18 protein-coding genes and 7 tRNA genes are annotated in these 18,659 nt (G+C 66.6%); 8 read left to right on the top strand and 17 right to left on the bottom strand.

The features are described 5' to 3' along the window. Positions 1 to 56: 56 nt before the first annotated feature. Entirely contained in the window at positions 57 to 1,580 is a 1,524-nt protein-coding gene (gene norR / locus KGQ91_RS10150; RefSeq protein WP_224415240.1) for a nitric oxide reductase transcriptional regulator NorR, read from the bottom strand. A gap of 165 nt (positions 1,581 to 1,745) precedes the next feature. Between norR and ytfE the strand changes: the two genes are divergently transcribed. Both ytfE and KGQ91_RS16805 read left to right on the top strand, forming a co-directional pair. Then, complete coding sequence (gene ytfE / locus KGQ91_RS10145; protein WP_224415241.1) at positions 1,746 to 2,402, top strand: iron-sulfur cluster repair protein YtfE; 657 nt, start codon at positions 1,746 to 1,748, stop codon at positions 2,400 to 2,402. A 78-nt stretch (positions 2,403 to 2,480) separates the two neighbouring features. Further along, a complete protein-coding gene (locus KGQ91_RS16805; protein ID WP_163650686.1) occupies positions 2,481 to 3,620 on the top strand; it encodes a methyl-accepting chemotaxis protein in 1,140 nt (379 codons plus the stop codon). A 432-nt stretch (positions 3,621 to 4,052) separates the two neighbouring features. On the opposite strand, the gene KGQ91_RS10130 is transcribed toward KGQ91_RS16805, so the two are convergent. The 12 genes from KGQ91_RS10130 to KGQ91_RS10075 all read right to left on the bottom strand — a co-directional run bounded on the left by KGQ91_RS10130 (position 4,053) and on the right by KGQ91_RS10075 (position 8,775). Continuing rightward, positions 4,053 to 4,140: transfer RNA gene (locus tag KGQ91_RS10130), tRNA-Ser, on the bottom strand. A gap of 93 nt (positions 4,141 to 4,233) precedes the next feature. Further along, a complete protein-coding gene (locus KGQ91_RS10125; protein WP_224415242.1) occupies positions 4,234 to 4,740 on the bottom strand; it encodes a YiiD C-terminal domain-containing protein in 507 nt (168 codons plus the stop codon). Between the two features lie 4 nt (positions 4,741 to 4,744). Further along, positions 4,745 to 5,305 (bottom strand): nitroreductase family protein, encoded by a 561-nt coding sequence (locus KGQ91_RS10120; protein WP_163650688.1) that lies wholly within the window; start codon positions 5,303 to 5,305, stop codon positions 4,745 to 4,747. 52 nt (positions 5,306 to 5,357) lie between these two features. Further along, positions 5,358 to 6,188 carry an NADPH-dependent 7-cyano-7-deazaguanine reductase QueF gene (gene queF / locus KGQ91_RS10115; RefSeq protein WP_224415243.1) on the bottom strand — a complete coding sequence of 277 codons (831 nt, stop codon included), beginning with the start codon at positions 6,186 to 6,188 and terminating at the stop codon, positions 5,358 to 5,360. Between the two features lies 1 nt (position 6,189). Further along, on the bottom strand, positions 6,190 to 6,963 hold the full coding sequence (locus tag KGQ91_RS10110) for an ABC transporter permease (RefSeq protein WP_163650690.1): 774 nt from the start codon (positions 6,961 to 6,963) through the stop codon (positions 6,190 to 6,192). Continuing rightward, entirely contained in the window at positions 6,960 to 7,928 is a 969-nt protein-coding gene (locus KGQ91_RS10105; RefSeq protein ID WP_163650691.1) for an ABC transporter ATP-binding protein, read from the bottom strand. Before KGQ91_RS10105 ends, KGQ91_RS10110 begins: the two co-directional genes overlap by 4 nt. Before the next feature lie 219 nt (positions 7,929 to 8,147). Continuing rightward, a tRNA-Gly gene (locus tag KGQ91_RS10100) sits at positions 8,148 to 8,222 on the bottom strand. Between the two features lie 28 nt (positions 8,223 to 8,250). After that, positions 8,251 to 8,326 (bottom strand) — tRNA-Glu (locus tag KGQ91_RS10095). 83 nt (positions 8,327 to 8,409) lie between these two features. Further along, positions 8,410 to 8,484, bottom strand: a tRNA-Gly gene (locus KGQ91_RS10090). 28 nt (positions 8,485 to 8,512) lie between these two features. Then, a tRNA-Glu gene (locus KGQ91_RS10085) sits at positions 8,513 to 8,588 on the bottom strand. 7 nt (positions 8,589 to 8,595) lie between these two features. Further along, a tRNA-Gly gene (locus tag KGQ91_RS10080) sits at positions 8,596 to 8,670 on the bottom strand. A gap of 29 nt (positions 8,671 to 8,699) precedes the next feature. Further along, positions 8,700 to 8,775: transfer RNA gene (locus tag KGQ91_RS10075), tRNA-Glu, on the bottom strand. Positions 8,776 to 8,987: 212 nt separating this feature from the next. Between KGQ91_RS10075 and msrB the strand changes: the two genes are divergently transcribed. The 4 genes from msrB (at position 8,988) to htpX (ending at position 12,805) form a co-directional block, all read left to right on the top strand. Beyond that, positions 8,988 to 9,389 (top strand): peptide-methionine (R)-S-oxide reductase MsrB, encoded by a 402-nt coding sequence (gene msrB / locus KGQ91_RS10070; RefSeq protein WP_163647447.1) that lies wholly within the window; start codon positions 8,988 to 8,990, stop codon positions 9,387 to 9,389. 78 nt (positions 9,390 to 9,467) lie between these two features. Then, positions 9,468 to 10,403, top strand: coding sequence for a ribosome biogenesis GTPase YlqF (gene ylqF / locus KGQ91_RS10065; protein WP_224420936.1), 936 nt, complete (start codon positions 9,468 to 9,470; stop codon positions 10,401 to 10,403). Positions 10,404 to 10,528: 125 nt separating this feature from the next. Beyond that, positions 10,529 to 11,764, top strand: coding sequence for a pyridoxal phosphate-dependent aminotransferase (locus KGQ91_RS10060; RefSeq protein WP_224421404.1), 1,236 nt, complete (start codon positions 10,529 to 10,531; stop codon positions 11,762 to 11,764). A 141-nt stretch (positions 11,765 to 11,905) separates the two neighbouring features. Beyond that, positions 11,906 to 12,805: a protease HtpX gene (gene htpX / locus KGQ91_RS10055; protein WP_163647450.1), complete on the top strand. Its 900-nt coding sequence runs from the start codon at positions 11,906 to 11,908 to the stop codon at positions 12,803 to 12,805. A 98-nt stretch (positions 12,806 to 12,903) separates the two neighbouring features. Here htpX and pdxB read toward each other — a convergent pair whose 3' ends face one another. Further along, positions 12,904 to 14,055: a 4-phosphoerythronate dehydrogenase PdxB gene (gene pdxB, locus KGQ91_RS10050; RefSeq protein ID WP_163647451.1), complete on the bottom strand. Its 1,152-nt coding sequence runs from the start codon at positions 14,053 to 14,055 to the stop codon at positions 12,904 to 12,906. Positions 14,056 to 14,168: 113 nt separating this feature from the next. Here pdxB and KGQ91_RS10045 point away from each other — a divergent pair, with 113 nt between their 5' ends. Beyond that, positions 14,169 to 14,444: a hypothetical protein gene (locus KGQ91_RS10045; RefSeq protein WP_224415247.1), complete on the top strand. Its 276-nt coding sequence runs from the start codon at positions 14,169 to 14,171 to the stop codon at positions 14,442 to 14,444. 58 nt (positions 14,445 to 14,502) lie between these two features. Here the strand turns inward: KGQ91_RS10045 and rlmKL are convergent, their stop codons facing one another. Then, positions 14,503 to 16,686 (bottom strand): bifunctional 23S rRNA (guanine(2069)-N(7))-methyltransferase RlmK/23S rRNA (guanine(2445)-N(2))-methyltransferase RlmL, encoded by a 2,184-nt coding sequence (rlmKL, locus tag KGQ91_RS10040; protein ID WP_224415248.1) that lies wholly within the window; start codon positions 16,684 to 16,686, stop codon positions 14,503 to 14,505. Between the two features lie 220 nt (positions 16,687 to 16,906). Here rlmKL and rmf point away from each other — a divergent pair, with 220 nt between their 5' ends. After that, positions 16,907 to 17,116 (top strand): ribosome modulation factor, encoded by a 210-nt coding sequence (gene rmf / locus KGQ91_RS10035; RefSeq protein ID WP_163647454.1) that lies wholly within the window; start codon positions 16,907 to 16,909, stop codon positions 17,114 to 17,116. Positions 17,117 to 17,191: 75 nt separating this feature from the next. Here the strand turns inward: rmf and KGQ91_RS10030 are convergent, their stop codons facing one another. Continuing rightward, a complete protein-coding gene (locus KGQ91_RS10030; protein ID WP_224415249.1) occupies positions 17,192 to 18,253 on the bottom strand; it encodes a quinone-dependent dihydroorotate dehydrogenase in 1,062 nt (353 codons plus the stop codon). A gap of 114 nt (positions 18,254 to 18,367) precedes the next feature. Further along, a complete protein-coding gene (locus tag KGQ91_RS10025; RefSeq protein WP_224415250.1) occupies positions 18,368 to 18,652 on the bottom strand; it encodes an encapsulin-associated ferritin-like protein in 285 nt (94 codons plus the stop codon). Positions 18,653 to 18,659: the final 7 nt, after the last annotated feature.

The following is an 18,659-nucleotide window of genomic DNA, read 5'->3' as shown; positions in this document are numbered from 1 at the left end:
ATGCCGGCATGATCGGGGGCACGGACGATCCCATCGGTCGGTTGTCGAAGAACCTTCTATTTCAACCCCAGACGCCGGGCCAGCTTGTGCAGATTGCTGGGATCGACCTCCAGGCGGCGGGCGGCCGCTGCCCAGCGCCCCTGGCAGTCCCCGAGAGCCTCGCGAATGGCCCGTCGCTGGGCATGCTCCACGCGCTCGCGCAGGGTGGCCGGAACGGATTCCTCCGTGCGCTCCGGGTCTTCGAGAACGCCTCTCCCGTTTTCCATCAAGGGCAGATCGAGCCACTCCGGCTCCAGCGTCACGATGTCGTCACGCCGAGCGCCCTGGCTCAAGGCCTTGATCGCCGCACGGCTGATCACGTGCTCCAGTTCACGTACATTGCCGGGCCAGTCATAGCGCGACAGCGCCGCCTCCGATTCAGGCGAGAGACGCAGGCTGCGTACCCCGAGCCGGGTACGATTGATCTCCAGGAAGTGGCCGGCCAGTATCAGCACGTCGCTGCCTCGTTCGCGCAGGGGCGGGATCGCCACCGGATAGACCGACAGCCGGTGATAGAGATCGGCACGGAAGCTGCCCTCGCGCACCGCCTCGCCCAGGTGCCGGTTGGTGGCGGCGATGATGCGCACATCGACACGCCGCGGAACGTCCTCTCCCAGTCGCTGGACCTCCCCCTCCTGCAGGGCACGCAACAGCTTGGCCTGGACCGGCAACAACAGTTCGCCCACCTCGTCGAGCAGCAGGGTACCGCCGTCGGCCGCTTCGAAGCGCCCGGCGCGCTCGGCCGTGGCACCGGAGAAGGCGCCCTTCACATGGCCAAACAGCTCGCTCTCGGCCAGCGACTCCGGCAGCGCGGCGCAGTTGACCTGGACCAGCGGCGCGGCGTGACGCGCGGAGCGGCGGTGAAGGCGTCGGGCGAAGAGCTCCTTGCCGACACCGGTCTCGCCATGCAACAGCACCGCAAGGTCCGAAGCGGCCACCACATCGAGCTCTCGCAACAGCCGCTTCAAGACGGCGCTATGGCCGAGGATGTCCCGGGCGTCGGGTACCGCCAGCGGCAGGCCACTCTCCGGCTGGGCCATGCGCAGGGCTCGCAGGTCACGCTCCAGGCGACTGACCCGCACCGCCGCCTCGATCAGCAACGCATAGCGCTCCAGGGCCATCCGATCGGCGGCATCGAAGGTCCCGGCCTCCAGGGCATCCAGCGTCAGTGCCCCCCAGGGCTCGCCCTCGACGTGCAGGCTGACCCCCATGCAGTCATGGACATGCAGCGGCTGGCCGGGCTGCTGCTCCACCAGGCCATCGTAGGGGTCGGGCAGGCCGGCATCGGACGGAAAGAGGGTGGGGCGCCGGCTGGCCAGGATGGTGGCGAGGCGCGGATGCTGGGCCACCTCGAAGCGTCGCCCCAGCGCCTCGCGCACCAGGCCATCCACGGCCACCGGCACCAGTCTGCCCTCCTCCAGGCGCAGCAGACAGACGGCGCCGCAGCAAAATCCCTCGCGCAGGGTTCGCACCAGACGCTGCAGCCGCACGGCGCTGGGCAGATCGGCAACCAGGTCCGCCAGCAGGGTCTCATCGAGCATGGTGATCGATACCTTTAAGGGTTCAATCTACCCTAATCGATCTGGGTATATTTCACCATCCCGGCCTCGAGGCCCCACAAAATGGGCCTCCGCGAACTGGCATGCCGATTGCTAATAAAGAGTACATGCCTTCCCTGCCACACACCCAGCCAAGGAACGACCGCCATGAACCTGATCGAACAGAGCGTCGGCCGCACCGCCCTCACCCTGCCCGGCGCGACCCGGATATTCCACGACCACAACATCGACTTCTGCTGCGGCGGTCGCATCAGCCTGCGCGAGGCCGCCGAGCGGGCGGGCCTGGCCCCCGAGGCTCTGGTCGCCGAGCTCGAAACGCTGGCGAAGGGCGAGAGCGACGAGCGCGACTGGCAGTCGGCCAGCAACGACGAGCTGATCGACCATATCCTGAGCCGCTATCACGACGTTCACCGCCAGCAGCTGCCCGAGCTGATCCGCATGGCACGCCGCGTCGAACACGTTCACGGTAGCCGTGATACCTGCCCTGACGGCCTGGCCGACTTGCTCACCGAGCTCCATCAGGAGATGGAGAGCCACATGCAGAAGGAGGAGCAAATCCTCTTCCCCATGCTGCGCCAGGGCATGGGCGCACAGGCCCGGGGCCCCATCGCGGTGATGCGCCAGGAACACGGCGACCACGGCGAACACCTCGAGCGGCTGATGGCACTGACCGACGACATCACCGTCCCGAAGGGCGCCTGCACCACCTGGCGAGCGCTCTATGCCGGACTGCGCGAGTTCCGCGACGACTTGATGCAGCACATCCACCTGGAGAACAACCTGCTGTTCGAACGCGCCGGCTGACACATCCTCCACCGACGGGGGCCCCGCGCCCCCTGTCGGGAAGCCGTGCCCCCTGCCTCAGCCCCATCCGGAGACCGCATGCGATTCTTTCGACGTAGCCCATCGTCTGCTCGAGATGCCACGAATGCCACCACCGACGCGCTGCGCGCCGAGCGCGATCATCTTCAAGCCCGCATCGACACCCTGGAGTCCGAACAGCGGTTGCACCAGCACCTGTTCACCAACCTCACCGGGTTCGGCGACTCCGTGGTCGCCCTGCGCGAGTCCTTCTCGGACCTCTCGGAGCTGCTGAAGGGCAACCGGCAGGTCACCGACTTCACGACCAGCGAATCGAAGCGCAGCCAGGACGCCCTGAATGCCATGGTCGATGAGCTGCGCGCTCTCAATGCCCGCATCGGTCAGGCCGCCGAACAGGTCACCTCGCTGCGCTGCGATGCAGGTCGCATCGACAACTTTGTCACCGTCATCAACGACATCTCCATGCAGACCACCCTGCTGGCCTTCAACGCCAGCATCGAAGCGGCCCGGGCCGGCGATGCCGGCCGTGGTTTCGCGGTGGTGGCCACCGAGGTTCGTCAGCTCGCCCGGCGCACCAACGACGCCACCGACGAGATCGGCGGGTTCAACGGCAGCATTCTGGACCAGGCCGATCAGGTCGACGGCGTGATGGACGACAATGCCCGCAAGGCTGAGCGTCTGAGCGCCGAGGCCAGCCGCGTGATGCAGCGCACCGACCAATTGCTGGAACTGAGCGACGAAAGCAGCCAGGCGCTGGCCTTCTCGGCCATGCTCAGCGAAGTCGAGCTGGCCAACCTGGAAGAGCTGGAAATCAAGCTGGAGGTCTATCGTATCCTCATGGGTCTCTCGGACAAGACGGCCGCGGATCTACCCGACGAAACCCAGTGCGCCCTGGGCCGCTGGTACTATTCGGGAACGGCAAGCCAGCAATTCTATAGTGACACGGACTTTCAGGCGCTGGAGGCACGGCACCGTGAAGTACACCAGCGCGCCATCGAAGCCGTGACCCTTTACCAGGAGGGGCGCATGGATGCGGCAATGGACGCCCTGGCGACGATGGAGTCCGCGAATCTGGATGTCATGAAACGGCTGCGCTACATCATGCGCAAGTATCGTCCGGATATGCACCAAACCAGCCTCGCCACGGCCGAACCGACGTCGGCCACCCCGGTCCCCGACGCATTGCCGGCAGGCGCATGAATGCCCCCAGTCGGTCGGTTCCGGGCGCATGCCATTCGCACCCTCGTCATCTGTGGAGGTCCGGCGGCATATACTCAGGGACACGGCGCTGGAACGCGACGCCTCTCATTCTTGTAGGCAAAATCCTACAGATCTTCATAACATGGGTTATTCATCACCGAGTTTAAATTCGGCAATATCACCCTCGTTGGGCAGGAAGCCCAGCTCAGGGAAGAACGAGCCAGGATGGCTCAGGTTGCCAGGGATGCGCGGGCAGGACGCCCGCGAAAGAGCATCAAGGAAGACGGCGCTCGAAGCGCTCAAGAAAGCCCGATGAAAGCCTGGACTGGCCCGGCCCCTGCCTCAGGGGTCCGGGCTTTCTTTATTGTGGGTAGAGTTGCAGGTACGGAAAAAGAAAAGGCCGCTGGAATCAGCGGCCTTCTCGATATTCTATGGCGGAGGGGGAGGGATTCGAACCCTCGAAGCCTTTCGACTTACACACTTTCCAGGCGTGCTCCTTCGACCACTCGGACACCCCTCCGCAAATTGTCGCCCTGCGCGCCGGCTTGGTTTCGGCGTCAGAACGGCGCATATAGTAACGAGCTAACCCCGCGATTGCAAGCGGTTTTCTGGATCAATCCCGCAGCGGGAGTATGGCGTAGTCGCCCTGCGCTTCCAGGCAGCAGGTATCGCCGACACTCAGCCGTTGCACCAGGGGCAGCCGCCCCTTGCCGCGCTCGGCCAGACGAGCCTGCAAACCATCCACGGCATCCGCTGTAGCGGGACGGCATTCGAGCCGGTAATCGCCGGTCACCGGTGCCAGGTAGCGCTGCTCCGCGCTGGCGACGACCACGTCCTGCGCCCGGCCCTGGCCTCGCAGCCAGAGGGTCGTCCAGCACCAGCCGATCAGCGTGGTCTGCGCCGCCAGCGAGCCGCCGAAACCGCTGCCCTTGTCGTTGAGATTGGGCGCCAGAGAGAGCTGCCAGAGCAGGGTGTCGCCCTGCCACGTCATGCGCTTGAGCCCCAGGTGCGCCACCAGCGGGATGGCCTGTTGCAGCCAGTCCTGGAAGGCGTCCAGGTCTTCGGCCTGCGCCGTCTCGGGCAGCGGCAGTCGGGGGTAGGGTTGGCCGATTTCGCGCATACGATCAGTCCCAGCGCTCGACGAAGTCCGCCGGGTCGCGCCGGGGTGGCGTCGGCAGGCGACCGCCGGGCTGCCCCAGGTAGAGGAAGCCGACCAGTTCGTCGTGCTCGCCCAGCCCCAGGCCGCGCCGCACCGTCCTGTCGAAGGCGAAGCTGCCGGTGCGCCACATGGCGCCGAGCCCCATCGCCTGGGCGGCAAGCAGGATGGCATGCGCGGCACAACCGGCGGACAGCACCTGCTCCACTGGCGGCACCTTGGGCTGGTCGGGGGTCACCTTGGCGATCACGGCGATGATCAGCGGGGCGCGCTTGGGCTTCTTGCGCACGGCGTCGAGCGTGGCATCGTCGATGTGCGGGTTGGCCTGGTACTCCGCCTCGGCGAACAGCTCGCCCAGGCGGTCGATGCCCGCGCCGCTGAACTCGATGAAACGCCAGGGGGTCAGGCCCTTGTGATCCGGCGCACGCAGGGCCGCCCGGTAGAGGCCATCGAGCTGTTCCCGGCTCGGCGCAGGGCCGGCCAGCTTGCCTATCGAGCTACGTTGGTGAAGCAGCGTGAGTGCATCCATGGCGCAACCTCTCTACAAACAAGAATATTTCTCGTCAATGTACCCCATTCGCTCACTGTCGTGCCAGCCGCAGCGGCTGCGGCGGCCGTTCGCCCGGGGTCGCCCGCCAGGGGCTGATGTCCAGCCCGCCGCGGCGCACGTAACGCGCCATCACCAGCAGGCGTTCGGGCCGCGCCCGGGCCATGAGGTCGGTGAAGATATGCTCGACGCAGTGCTCGTGGAAATCCTGATGCTGGCGGAAGCCGATCAGGTAGCGCAGCAGGCCTTCACGGTCGAGGCGCGGCCCGCGATAGCGGATAAGCACGCTGCCCCAGTCGGGCTGGCCGGTCACCGGGCAGTTGGACTTGAGCAGGTGCGAGTGCAGGGTCTCCTCGACGACCTCCCCCTCGGCACGCAGGCAATCCGGATTCGGCGTGTAGCGGTCGACGGCGATATCGAGCCCGTCGATGCATTCGCCGGGCAACGCGCGAGGCATCAGCTCGGGAGCATCCACGTCTAGCAGCGCCACATCCGGGGTCGCGCCCGCCGCCTCGCCGAGATCCCTCGCCAGCGTCTCGGCCACCTGGTCACGGCCGGCGAAGCGGGTCTGGTTGAAGCCGTTGAGATAGAGCTTCCAGGACTTGGACTCGATCAGGTTCGGCGAGTCCGCCGGCAGGCGAAAGCGCGCCACGGCCACGCTGGGCTTGCCCCTGGCATTGAGCCAGGAAAGCTCGAAGGCGTGCCACTCGTCCTCGCCGACGAACGGCAGACCGCCCTTCTCGATCCCCAGTGGCGCGCGATTGGCGGCACGCGGAATCGGGTAGAGCAAGCCCGGGTCATAGCGCTCGGGATAATCCGACTCGCGCCCCAGCGGGGCATCCTTCAAGGTATCGGGACGGTTCATGTCAGCTCCGAATGCCCTTGCCGCGCTCCAGCATCCACAACGCCACGGCAAAGAAGGCCACGATGAACAGGGCCACGGCGACCAGCGCCCCACCGACCGGGATGTCGGAGACCCCGAGGATACCGTAGCGGAAGGCGTTCACCATGTAGAGGATGGGGTTGACCATCGACACCCCCTGCCAGAAGTCGGGCAGCATGTCGATCGAGTAGAAGACCCCGCCGAGATAGGTCAGCGGTGTCAGCACGAAGATCGGCACGATCGAGATGTCGTCGAACTTGTTGGCCAGCAGGGCGTTGATGAAGCCGCCGATGGAAAACAGCGCGGCGGTCATGGTCACCACCCCGATCGTCACCAGCGGATGGTGGATGGTCAGGTCGGTGAAGAACAGCGACACCAGGGTCACGATCAGGCCGACGCCCAGTCCGCGCGACATGCCGCCCAGCACGAAGCCACCGAGTATGACCCAGCTGGGCATCGGCGAGACCATCATCTCCTCGACGCTGCGCTGGAACTTGTTGGAAAAGAACGAGGAGGCCACGTTGGAATAGCTGTTGGTGATCACCGACATCATGATCAGCCCCGGCACGATGTAGGCCATGTAGCTGAAGCCGTCCATCTCGCCGACCCGGGAGCCGATCAGGTTGCCGAAGATGATGAAGTACATGGTCATGGTGATCGACGGCGGCAGCAGGGTCTGCGGCCAGATGCGGGTGAAGCGACGCACCTCCTTGACCACCAGCGTCCACAGCGCAATCAGTATCTGACGCGGATTCATGACTGGGCCTCCTTGTTGCCGGCCTCGGCCTGGCGAGCACGCGCATTGTCGCCCTCCACCATCGACACGAACAGCTCCTCGAGCCGGTTGGCGCGGTTGCGCATCGACACCACGTTCATGCCCTGCTCGGACAGCTGCCGGAAGGCCTCATTGAGCTGCTGCCCCTTGCGCAGCGACAGCGCCAGCTGGGCACGCTCTACCCGCTCCACCTCGAAGCCCTCGATCACCGGCGCGCGATCCACCGGCTCGGCCAGGTCGAGCAGGAAGGTCTCGGTGTCCAGCTCGGTCAGCAGCTCGCGCACCGAGGTGTTCTTGACGATCTCGCCATGATTGATGATGGCGATGTTGCGGCACAGGCTCTCGGCTTCCTCGAGATAGTGGGTGGTGAGGATGATGGTGGTCCCCTCCTCCCGGTTGATGCGCCGCATGTACTCCCACATGCTGCGCCGCAGCTCGATGTCCACCCCGGCGGTCGGTTCGTCGAGGATCAGCAGGCGCGGGCGATGGACCAGGGCGCGGGCGATCATCAGCCGCCGCTTCATGCCGCCGGACAGCATGCGCGCGGGGCCGTTGCGCTTGTCCCACAGGCCGAGATCCTTGAGCAGCTGCGCGCAGCGTGGCCTGGCCTCGCGCAGCGACATGCCGTAGTAGCCGGCCTGGGCCAGCACGATGTCTTCGACCTTCTCGAACTGCGAGAAGTTGAACTCCTGGGGCACCACGCCGAGATGATACTTCGCCTTGGCGAAATCCCGGTCGATGTCGATGCCGTAGATGGATACCTCGCCCGCCGTCTTCTGGACCAGCGAGCAGACAATGCCCAGCGTGGTCGACTTACCGGCCCCGTTCGGGCCCAGCAGGGCGAAGAAATCGCCTTGCGGCACATCGAGATCGATGCCCTTCAAGGCGTGAAAGCCATTGCCATAGACCTTGGTCAGGCCACGGATGGACAGTGCCGGTGTTGTCATCAAACACCCCTGTTTCGGACGATCAACGAACACGCCTCGCCATGGGCGCGACAAAGAACTACTGACATGCGGCCATTGCGGGAAAAATCAATAGCCAACGAAATATCATGGGCCGCACAGGCGCATACGCTCGACTCGAGGCGAGCACGAGCAAGGGCCACTGGGAAAACACCCGGGCGCCAAGTGCAGAAGAATCGGGGATCGAGAAAGGATTAATCCTGGAGCGGGAAACGAGATTCGAACTCGCGACCCTCGCCTTGGCAAGGCGATGCTCTACCACTGAGCTATTCCCGCTTTTCAAGGAAGGTCGGATGCAAGCAGGTGGCGTCCCATAGGGGGTTCGAACCCCTGTTACCGCCGTGAAAGGGCGGTGTCCTGGACCACTAGACGAATGGGACGCAATCTGGAGCGGGAAACGAGATTCGATCGGACCGGCGTTCCGGCTCGCGACCTTCGTCACACTTTCTGCTGCCCCAAAAACTGGAGCGGGAAACGAGATTCGAACTCGCGACCCTCGCCTTGGCAAGGCGATGCTCTACCACTGAGCTATTCCCGCAGCCTGCAACCGCTGACAAGACCGGAAGTGGCGTCCCATAGGGGGTTCGAACCCCTGTTACCGCCGTGAAAGGGCGGTGTCCTGGACCACTAGACGAATGGGACGCAATTCTGGAGCGGGAAACGAGATTCGAACTCGCGACCCTCGCCTTGGCAAGGCGATGCTCTACCACTGAGCTATTCCCGCAATTTCCAGCCTGTCACCCGAAGAGGAAGTGGCGTCCCATAGGGGGTTCGAACCCCTGTTACCGCCGTGAAAGGGCGGTGTCCTGGACCACTAGACGAATGGGACGCAGTGCCTTGCCTCGTCGAGGTGGCGCGTATAGTAAATAGACCGCCTGCCGCTGTCAACTCTCCGCTGATTCCTGTTGCCCCCCTGACGCCACGGGCGGACGGCAGCGTCTATCCTGCAGGTACAGGCACACGATATTCACCGGGTTGGCCCGAGCCGCCATTTCGTAGTCTCATGACGCAGTAACGCCCGACCGCAAGAGGAGCATGCCGATGCGCAACAAGCTGCAGAAAAGCGATGCCGAATGGCGCGACCAGCTGACGCCCGAGCAGTACCGGGTCGCTCGCGAGAAGGGCACCGAGCCGCCGTTCAGCGGCGACTACCGGGTCAGTGACGAGCAGGGCATCTATCACTGCGTGTGCTGCGGCGCCGCCCTGTTCGAGAACGAGCACAAGTTCGACGCCGGCTGCGGCTGGCCGAGCTTCGATCGTCCGCTGGGCAAGGGCTCGGTCGAGGAGCATTTCGACGACTCCCACGGCATGCGCCGGACCGAGATCGTCTGCGCCCACTGCGATGCCCACCTGGGCCACGTCTTTCCCGACGGTCCGCCGGAAACCACCGGGCTGCGTTACTGCATCAACTCGGTGGCGCTGACCTTCCACCCCGGCGAATGAACCGCAACCAACCCCGCACCGGGCGCCGATCTGCTAAGATTGGTGCCCGTTTTCTATGCACACCTTCCAGGGGGAACGATGCTCGGCTGGTATCCGGGACACATGAACAAGGCACGGCGCCAGATCAAGGAAGCCCTGCCGGAGATCGACGTGGTGATCGAGGTTCTGGATGCGCGGCTGCCCTACTCCAGCGCCAATCCCATGCTGGCCGAGCTCACCGAACACAAGCCGGTGCTGAAGATCCTCTCGCGCGCCGACCTGGCCGACCCCGAGCGCACCCGCGAATGGGTCGCCCACTTCGACGCTCAGGCCGACACCCGCGCACTGGCGGTAACCACCACCCTGGCCCGCGAGCTCAAGCGCATTCCCGCCCTTTGCCACGAGCTGGCCGGTCAGGTGCGTGCCGATCGTGACGTGCGGGTCATGGTCATGGGCATCCCCAACGTCGGCAAGTCGACGTTGATCAACGGGCTGGCCGGCCGCAAGCTCGCCAAGACCGGCAACGAACCCGCGGTGACCAAGCGCCAGCAGAAGATCCGCATCGACGGGCGCATCGCGCTGACCGATACGCCGGGCGTGCTGTGGCCGAAGATCGAGGATCAGGCCAGCGCCTACCGGCTCGCCGCCAGCGGCGCGATCCGCGACACGGCGATCGAGTACACCGACGTGGCCATCGTCGCCGCGGCGGAACTCGCCCGGCGCTACCCGGAGGCCCTGTCGCAGCGCTTCAAGCTGAAGACCCTGCCCGCCTACACGCCGGCCGAGGGCGCCGAGGCGGTCCAGGCCGATGGCGAGCCACAGCCCGACCTGCTGGCCCGCGCCGGCTTCGACGGCCAGGCCATCGTCACCGAGATCGCCCGCAAGCGTGGCGGCCTGCGCCCCGGCGGCGAGGTCGACCTGCACCGCGGCGCCGAAGTGCTTCTTCACGAATTGCGCCACGGCAAGCTGGGCCGGCTGACCCTGGAAACCCCGGACGATATTCCGCCGCCGATCGAGGCCGTTGACGAGGCCTGAACCGCTCTCCCCGGCCATTTGCACGTTCGCGACGCCGGGGTATGCTGTTCGACGCCGCCCGCCCCGGCGCAACCGCACCGGACCACGGCGCCCAAGACAGCAACGCCAAGGAATCATCGCGCCTCATGGACACCACGCCCCGCCCGATTCGCAAGTCCCACAAGCTCGACAACGTCTGCTACGACATCCGCGGCCCGGTTCTCGATCATGCCAAGCGACTCGAGGACGAAGGCCAGCGCATCCTCAAGCTCAACATCGGCAACCCCGCCCCGTTCGGCTTCGAGGCGCCCGAGGAAATCCTCCAGGACGTGATGCGCAACCTGCCCACCGCCCAGGGCTACTGCGACTCCAAGGGACTGTATTCGGCGCGCAAGGCGATCATGCAGGAGTGTCAGCGCAAGGGGATTCCCGGCGTCGGCGTCGAGGACATCTTCATCGGCAACGGGGTCTCCGAGCTGATCGTGATGGCCATGCAGGCCCTGCTCAACGACGGCGATGAGGTGCTGATTCCCGCACCCGACTACCCGCTGTGGACGGCGGCGGCCAATCTCTCGGGCGGCCGGCCGGTGCACTACCGTTGCGACGAGCAGGCCGACTGGGCGCCGGACCTGGCCGACATCCGCGACAAGGTCACCAGCCACACCCGGGCGATCGTGCTGATCAACCCCAACAACCCCACCGGGGCCGTCTACCCGCCCGAGGTGGTCAAGGAACTGCTGACGATCGCCCGCGCCCATGACCTGGTGGTGTTCTCCGACGAGATCTACGACAAGATCCTCTACGACGACGTCGAGCATGTCTCCACCGGCGCGCTGGCCGGTGACGACCAGTTGGTGGTGACCATGAACGGCCTGTCGAAGAGCTACCGCTGCGCGGGCTTTCGCAGCGGCTGGATGATCCTCTCCGGCAAGGTGGGCAAGCAGCGCGCCGAGGACTTCATCCAGGGCCTGAACATGCTGGCCTCGATGCGCCTGTGCGCCAACGTCCCGGCCCAGCACGCCATCCAGACCGCGCTCGGCGGCTACCAGTCGATCAACGACCTGGTGCTGCCCGGCGGCCGCCTGCGGGCCCAGCGCGACATCACCTACGAGAAGCTCAACGCCATTCCCGGGGTGTCCTGCACCAAGCCCAGGGGAGCGCTCTACGCCTTCCCGCGGCTCGACCCCGAGGTGTTCAACATCCAGGACGACCAGCAGCTGGTGCTCGACCTGCTGCTGCAGGAGAAGATCCTGCTGGTCCAGGGCACCGCCTTCAACTGGCCGGACCCCGACCACGTGCGCATCGTCACCCTGCCCTGGGCCGACCAGCTCGACGACGCGCTCGACCGCTTCGCCCGCTTCCTCGGCCGCTACCGCCAGTGAGGCCCCGGCGAGCGCCACCATGGTGCTCGCCGCGTCGACAAATTTCCTCGGCCAGGGCTTGAAACCCGGCCCCCCGGCGCGTATCTAAGAGCCAGACAACACACTGAATTTTCCGGCTTTCCGACGACCGAGGTCACACTCATGATGCGTATCCTGTTGTTCCTGGCGACCAACCTGGCCGTGGTGCTGGTCGCCAGTATCACCCTGCGCCTGCTGGGCGTGGAGCCCTACCTGCAGGCCAACGGGCTGAACATGAACAGCCTGCTGATCTTCTGTTTCGTGTTCGGCATGGCCGGCTCGCTGATCTCGCTGTTTCTCTCCAAGCCGATGGCCAAGATGAGCACCGGCGCCCAGATCATCGACCAGCCCCGGGACGCCAACGAGAAGTGGCTGCTCGACACGGTCGCCGAACTGGCCCGGGATGCGGGCATCAAGATGCCCGACGTCGCCATCTTCCCCGCCCAGCAGTCCAACGCCTTCGCCACCGGCTGGAACAAGGACGACGCGCTGGTCGCCGTCTCCAGCGGGTTGCTCAACCGCATGCGCCCGGAAGAAGTCCGCGCCGTGCTGGGCCACGAGATCGGCCACGTCGCCAACGGCGACATGGTCACCCTGGCGCTGATCCAGGGGGTGCTCAACACCTTCGTGATGTTCTTCGCCCGTGTGGTCGCCCAGTTGATCGACAGCTTCCTGCGCCGTGACGACAACGAGGGACTGGGCTTCTTCGGCTATTTCGCGGTAGTGATCGTCGCCGAGATCGTCTTCGGGCTGGTGGCCTCGGTGATCGTCGCCTGGTTCTCGCGCTTCCGCGAATACCGCGCCGACGCCGCGGGAGCCCGGCTGGCCGGCAGCGGCGCGATGATCAACGCTCTGGCACGACTCAAGGCCGAGACCCAGATGCCGGACCAGATGCCGGACACCCTGACCGCCTTCGCCATCACCACCGGCCAGACCCGCAAGCTGATGGAGCGGCTGTTCGCCAGCCATCCGCCACTGGATGACCGCATTCGCGCCCTCAAGGAATCCGCCTACCGGCAGTAGGCGCTGGAATATCGGAAGGATCAGGCCCGCCGCGTCGGCGGGCCTTTTCGTGGCGGGTCCGGGCAGACTCCAGCGACGCCTTCATGCGCCGGCGGGCATCACTTGCCGGCCAGCTTGACCTTGAAGCCGAAACCGGCGATCGCCTCGCGCAGGTCGTTGTTGTTCTTCTTGAGATCGACCCGCAGGGTGGAGAACTCGCGGCGCACCGGATACTCGGCCCGATAGCGGTCGAACCCCTCGGCCATGCCGAAGCGGCGACGGTAGCGCTCGAAGCCCACCATGTCCCGACGCACGTCGTAGCAGGCACGCACGCACAGGGCCAGGGCCTCCCGGGGCGGTGCCCACTCGGTCAGCACCAGCTTGCGCAGCCACGGGTCCGGCTTGAGCTGCCCGAGCTTGCAGCGCACCGGCAGCCCGTAGTGGTGCATCACCGCCTGGTAGACCAGTTCGGTCCCGCGCATCTTGCCGTCCAGGCTGTGGCCGGCGATGTGCGGCGTGGCGATGTCCACCAGCGGAAACAGCGCCTCGTCGATGCCCGGCTCGTCCTCCCAGACATCCAGCACGCAGCGCAGGTCACCGCCGGCCGCCAGCCGCTCGTGCAGGGCCGCGTTGTCCAGACAGGCGCCTCGCCCGGCGTTGAGCAGCACGCTGCCGGGGCGCAGCGCCCGGATGCGCCGGGCGTCCATCAGATGACGGGTGGGATGATCGCCGGTGTCGACCAGCGGGGTGTGCAGGCAGATCACGTCGCAGCGCTCGATCAAGGTATCGAGGTCGACGAAATCGTCCCGCCCCTCGTCACGGGCTCGCGGCGGATCACAGATCAGATGAGGAACGTCCATGCCGCTCAGGCGCTTGGCCAGGCGGCTGCCGACATTGCCGGCCCCGACGATGCCCACGGTGCGCTCGTCGAGCGCTTCGCCGGCCTCCTCGGCCAGCAGCAGCAGGCTCGAGAGCACGTAATCCACCACCGACTCGGCGTTGCAGCCGGGCGCACTGGCGAAGCCGATGTCGTGCGCCTTCAGGTACGCCTGATCCACGTGGTCGGTCCCGATCGTGCAGGTGCCCACGAACTTCACCCGCGAGCCATCCAGCAGGCCGGCGTCGACCCGGGTGATGGAGCGCACCAGCAGGATGTCGTGATCGCGCACCGCCGCAGCATCGATCCGCCGCCCCGGGAGTCGCGTGATCTCGCCCAGCTCGCCGAAGAAGGCCTCGACGAGCGGAATGTTCTGGTCGGCGAGTATACGCATGGGGAAGACTCCTTGTTCGCGTCCACCGGGCGGCTACAATGGCTCCCCGGGCCGCCCGCCATCTTAGGCCGCGCGGCCGAGCGCGACAAGCCGCCATCGACGCAGGAGCCAACGTGATCGTCCGCTGGGAAAGCCATCATGACTACGTGCTGGTGCATGTCCATCAGGACATGTTCGGCGACTGGATATTCAGCCGCGCCTGGGGCCAGATCGGCACCCAGTTCGGCGGCCTCAGGCACCAGCTGGCCGACGGCTACGACCAGGCCATGATGTGGCTCGAGGACGTCGATCACATCCAGCGCTCTCGCGGCTTTCGCCAGGTGCTGAAGGCCAGCGCCGACAGCCCCGAGGGCCGCGACGCCGTACGCCAGCTGTCGCTGCTGGAGTGATCGACCCGCTTCCCCGCCGGCCCGCCCCTTCTCCTTCCCGCTTGCCGACGAACGCCCGTCAGGTTGCCGGCGCCGCCGCATGGCGGATCAGGAAACAATGGTGCAGATCGCCGCGGCGCTGAAAGTCCGGATCGAAGGTCTCCCGGGTGATGTCGGTGACGGCATGGCGCTCGACAAGCCCCTCGTCGAGCCGGAAGCGGCGCTGATTGTTCGAGAATACCAGCGTGCCCCCCGGAGCCAGGCGTGCCATGGCCAATTCTACCAGCCGCGCATGATCGCGCTGGATGTCCAGCGTGCCCTCCATGCGCTTGGAGTTGGAGAAGGTCGGCGGGTCGAGGAAGATCAGGTCGAACATCCCCTGCGCCGTCTCCAGCCAGTGCAGGCAGTCGTCACGCACCACCCGGTGACGGGCCGGATCGAGCCGGTTGAGCGCCAGGTTGTCGCGCGCCCAGTCCAGGTAGGTATTGGACAGGTCCACGCTCAGGGTTTCACTGGCACCGCCGAGCGCGGCCTGCACCGTGGCCGCCCCGGTGTAGCAGAACAGGTTGAGGAAGCGCTGGCCCGCGGCCATCTCGCGCAGCCGCCGGCGCACCGGCCGGTGGTCGAGAAACAGCCCGGTATCCAGGTAGTCGCGCAGGTTGACCCATAGCCGCGCCGGCCCCTCGCTGACCTGGAAGCGCTCGCCGCTGGCGTCGCGCTTCTCGTACTGGGCCTTGCCGCTCTGGCGGCTGCGCTGCTTGACGTACACCGCCCCGGGCGACACCTCGAGCACCTCGGGAATCACGGTCAGCGCCTCCATCAGTCGCCGCTGGGCCTGGGCGGTGTCCACCGAGCGCGGCGGGGCATATTCCTGGACGTGCACGCGGTCGCCGTAGACATCCACCGCCAGGGCGTACTCCGGCATGTCGGCATCGTAGAGGCGATAGCAGGACTCGCCGCTGCGCTTGAGCCACCTGGCCAGGCGCTTGCGGTTCTTGGTCAGGCGATTGGCGAACATCGTCGCCCCCGCCGAGCGGGCCGGCGGTGCGGCCTCCTCGACGTGCTCGGGCACCGGCATCAGCAGCAGCTTGCAGTCCAGCGGCCCGTTCTTGAAGGCATACTGCTTCTCGGCGCGCAGCCCGACGCGATGGCCGAGATCGGGGTTGCCGGTGAACAGCGCCAGCGTCCAGCCCGGGCACTGCTCGCGGACCCGCTCGCCCAGCCCGGCGTAGAGCGTGACCAGCTCCGGCAGTTCGCCGAGGCGCTCGCCGTAGGGCGGGTTGGTGAGCACCAGGCCCGACCCCTCGGCGGCCGCCGGGCGCTGCCAGTGCCGGGCATCCGCCCCGCTGAACTCGATGAGTGCCGGAATGCCGGCACGCATGGCATTGGCCCTGGCGGCGGCCAGAGCGGGCGGACTGCGGTCGCTGCCGAACAGTTTCGCCGTGACGCGCCGGCGGCCCAGCCGGTCGCGCACCTCGGCTTCACGTCGGAGCTCGCGCCACAGCGCGGCATCGTGCCCGGCCCAGCGCTCGAAGCCGAAACGCGAGCGCCCCAGCCCCGGCGCCCGGTCGACAGCGATCATGGCCGCCTCGATCAGCAACGTGCCGGCCCCGCACATCGGATCGACCAGCGACTCGCCGCGGCGGGCACGGGCCGGCCAGCCGGCGCGGATCAACAGCGCGGCGGCGAGGTTTTCCTTGAGCGGCGCATGCCCCGGATCCCGGCGGTAGCCGCGCTGGTGCAGGCTGCCCCCCGACAGGTCGATGCCCGCCGTCAGGCGACCGCGATGCAGGTGGGCATGGATGCGCAGGTCGGGATCGCGATGCTCGACGCGGGGACGCTCGCGCCCCGCCGCCTGCAGCGCATCGACGATGCCGTCCTTGACGGTCTGGGCGCCGAAGCGGGTATGCCGGATCGCCCGCGACTGGCCCTGGAAGTCCACCACCAGCGACGTCCCGGGGGGCAGGTGTGCCGCCCAGTCGACCTCGGCGATGCAGGCCCGCAGCGCCTCGGGCGTCTCGATCTCGGTGGCCTGCGCCAGCAGCAGCACGACCCGGTTGGCCAGCCGCGACCACAGACAGGCGCGATAGAGTGTGGCCAGGTCGGCCGTGAAATGGACGCCGGCCACGGTCTGCCGGGCGACGGTGGCGCCCAGCCCGCTCAATTCCTCCGCCAGCAGGGATTCGATGCCCCAGGGGCAGCTGGCAAAACCGGCCTGTTCGGTGCCCCGAGAGTGGGACGACGCCGCTCGATCATCGCTCATGGGTGCGAAGGGTCCTTGTATTTCAATGCGATAACATTTCAGTGACAAAACGCGACTCGACAGTCTTGTCACTGTTCAACTAGAAAGAAGGTTAGTAGCTACTAAGACAACGCATGCGTTCTGTCCGCGGTCTCCAGAGCAGCGGCAGTGTCGGCCCGGGGCCCACTGCCGGCGTAGTGACTCGCAATAACAATCCGGTTCTCATGCAAGAGGTTACCCGATGAAACGACAGAAACGTGATCGCTTTCAGCGTGCCTATGTCCATGGCTACAAGGCCGGCCTCTCCGGGCGCTCCCGGGACGATTGCCCCAGCCAGGACATCAATCTACGCGAATACTGGATGAGCGGTTGGCGTGAGGGTCGCGGTGATCAATGGGACGGCATGACGGGTGTCGCCGGCATCCACAAGAACCCCATGGTCATGCAGTAGCGCACCCGAGACAGTCGGTTACCTGCCGAGGCCCGCAAACCCTGCGGGCCTTTTTGTGTGTCACGAACTTGTATGTCACGAGCCCGCCGGCATTTCGACGGCACCGGTCGCCCGCGCCGGAACGTCGCGCAACGCCCGGGCGCACTCGCCGATCAGCGCCGGCCCCCGGTAGATGAAGCCCGAATAGAGCTGAATCAGGTCCGCCCCGGCCTTGCACTTGTCTCGGGCAGCCGCCCCGCTGTCGATGCCGCCGACCCCGATGATCGGCATTTCCGGCAGATGCCGGCGCAGGGCCCGCACCACATGATCCGACATCCCGCGCACCGGCGCGCCGGAGAGCCCGCCGGCCTCGTCGGCATGGGCCAGCCCCTGCACGGCCTCTCTCGCCAGGGTGGTGTTGGTGGCCACCACGGCATCGATGCCGTTGCGCCCCAGCGCCTCGGCCACCAGGCCGATGGCGGTGTCGTCCATGTCCGGCGCGATCTTCACGGCCAGCGGCACCCGCCGCCCTGCCGCCTGGTCCTGGCGCGTGGCGGCCTCCCGCAGCCTGCCCAGCAGGGCGTCGAGATGCTCGCCGAACTGCAGATCGCGCAGCCCCGGCGTGTTGGGCGAGGAAATGTTGACGGTCACGTAGTCCGCGAAGGGGTGCACCCGCTCGAGGCAGGTCAGGTAATCATCGACGGCCTGCTCCACCGGCGTGGAGAGGTTCTTGCCGATGTTGATGCCGATCACGCCGTCGTAACGGCTCCTGCGGACATTGGCGATCAGGTGATCGACACCGGCATTGTTGAAGCCCATGCGATTGATGATCGCGCCCGCCTTCGGCAGGCGGAACAGGCGCGGCCGCGGATTGCCCGGCTGCGGTCGCGGCGTCACGGTGCCCACCTCGACGAAGCCGAAGCCCAGTGCTCCCAGGGCCTCGAGGTGATCGGCGTTCTTGTCGAGCCCCGCGGCCAGGCCGACCCGGTTGGGAAAGCGCAGCCCCATCAGCGTGACGGGATCCTCGACCCGCGGCTCGGCGACGCCCAGCAGGCCGTCCAGATGGCAGCGATGCAGCGCATCGAGCGCCGCCAGGCTCACCCCGTGGGCGGTTTCCGGGTCGAGACGAAACAGGATCTGACGGGCGAGCGGGTACATCGGACTCCTCGGCGGGCGGCATGAAAAGCGGCCGCGAGTATAGCGCAAATCCACCGGGGCGACGACGCGGACGGCGCCGTCGGCCGGTGTCGAACGCCACCGGCCGGAGCGGGTTCAGTGCGCGATGTCGCCCTCGGTGAACAGGAATTCCCGCAGGTGGGCATCGAGCGTCTTGTCGCGCCGCCGCAGCCACTCGAGCGTCATCGCGGCGTGCTCCTTCTCCTCGTCGCGATTGTGCGCCAGGATCGCCTTCAGCGACGCGTCCTGGCAGGCGTCGATGCGCTGGTTGTACCAGTCGACGGCCTCCAGCTCCTCCATGAGCGAGACGATGGCGCGATGATAGTCGCGTGTCTCGCCGCTCAGTTCTTCCACCGGCTCGTGATATCCCTCGCTGGCCATGCTTGCC

This window comes from Modicisalibacter tunisiensis, assembly GCF_020148005.1.
GTDB lineage: Bacteria > Pseudomonadota > Gammaproteobacteria > Pseudomonadales > Halomonadaceae > Modicisalibacter > Modicisalibacter tunisiensis.
The sequence above is the reverse complement of the archived record's forward strand: the minus strand, read 5'-3'. Positions and strand labels throughout refer to the sequence as shown.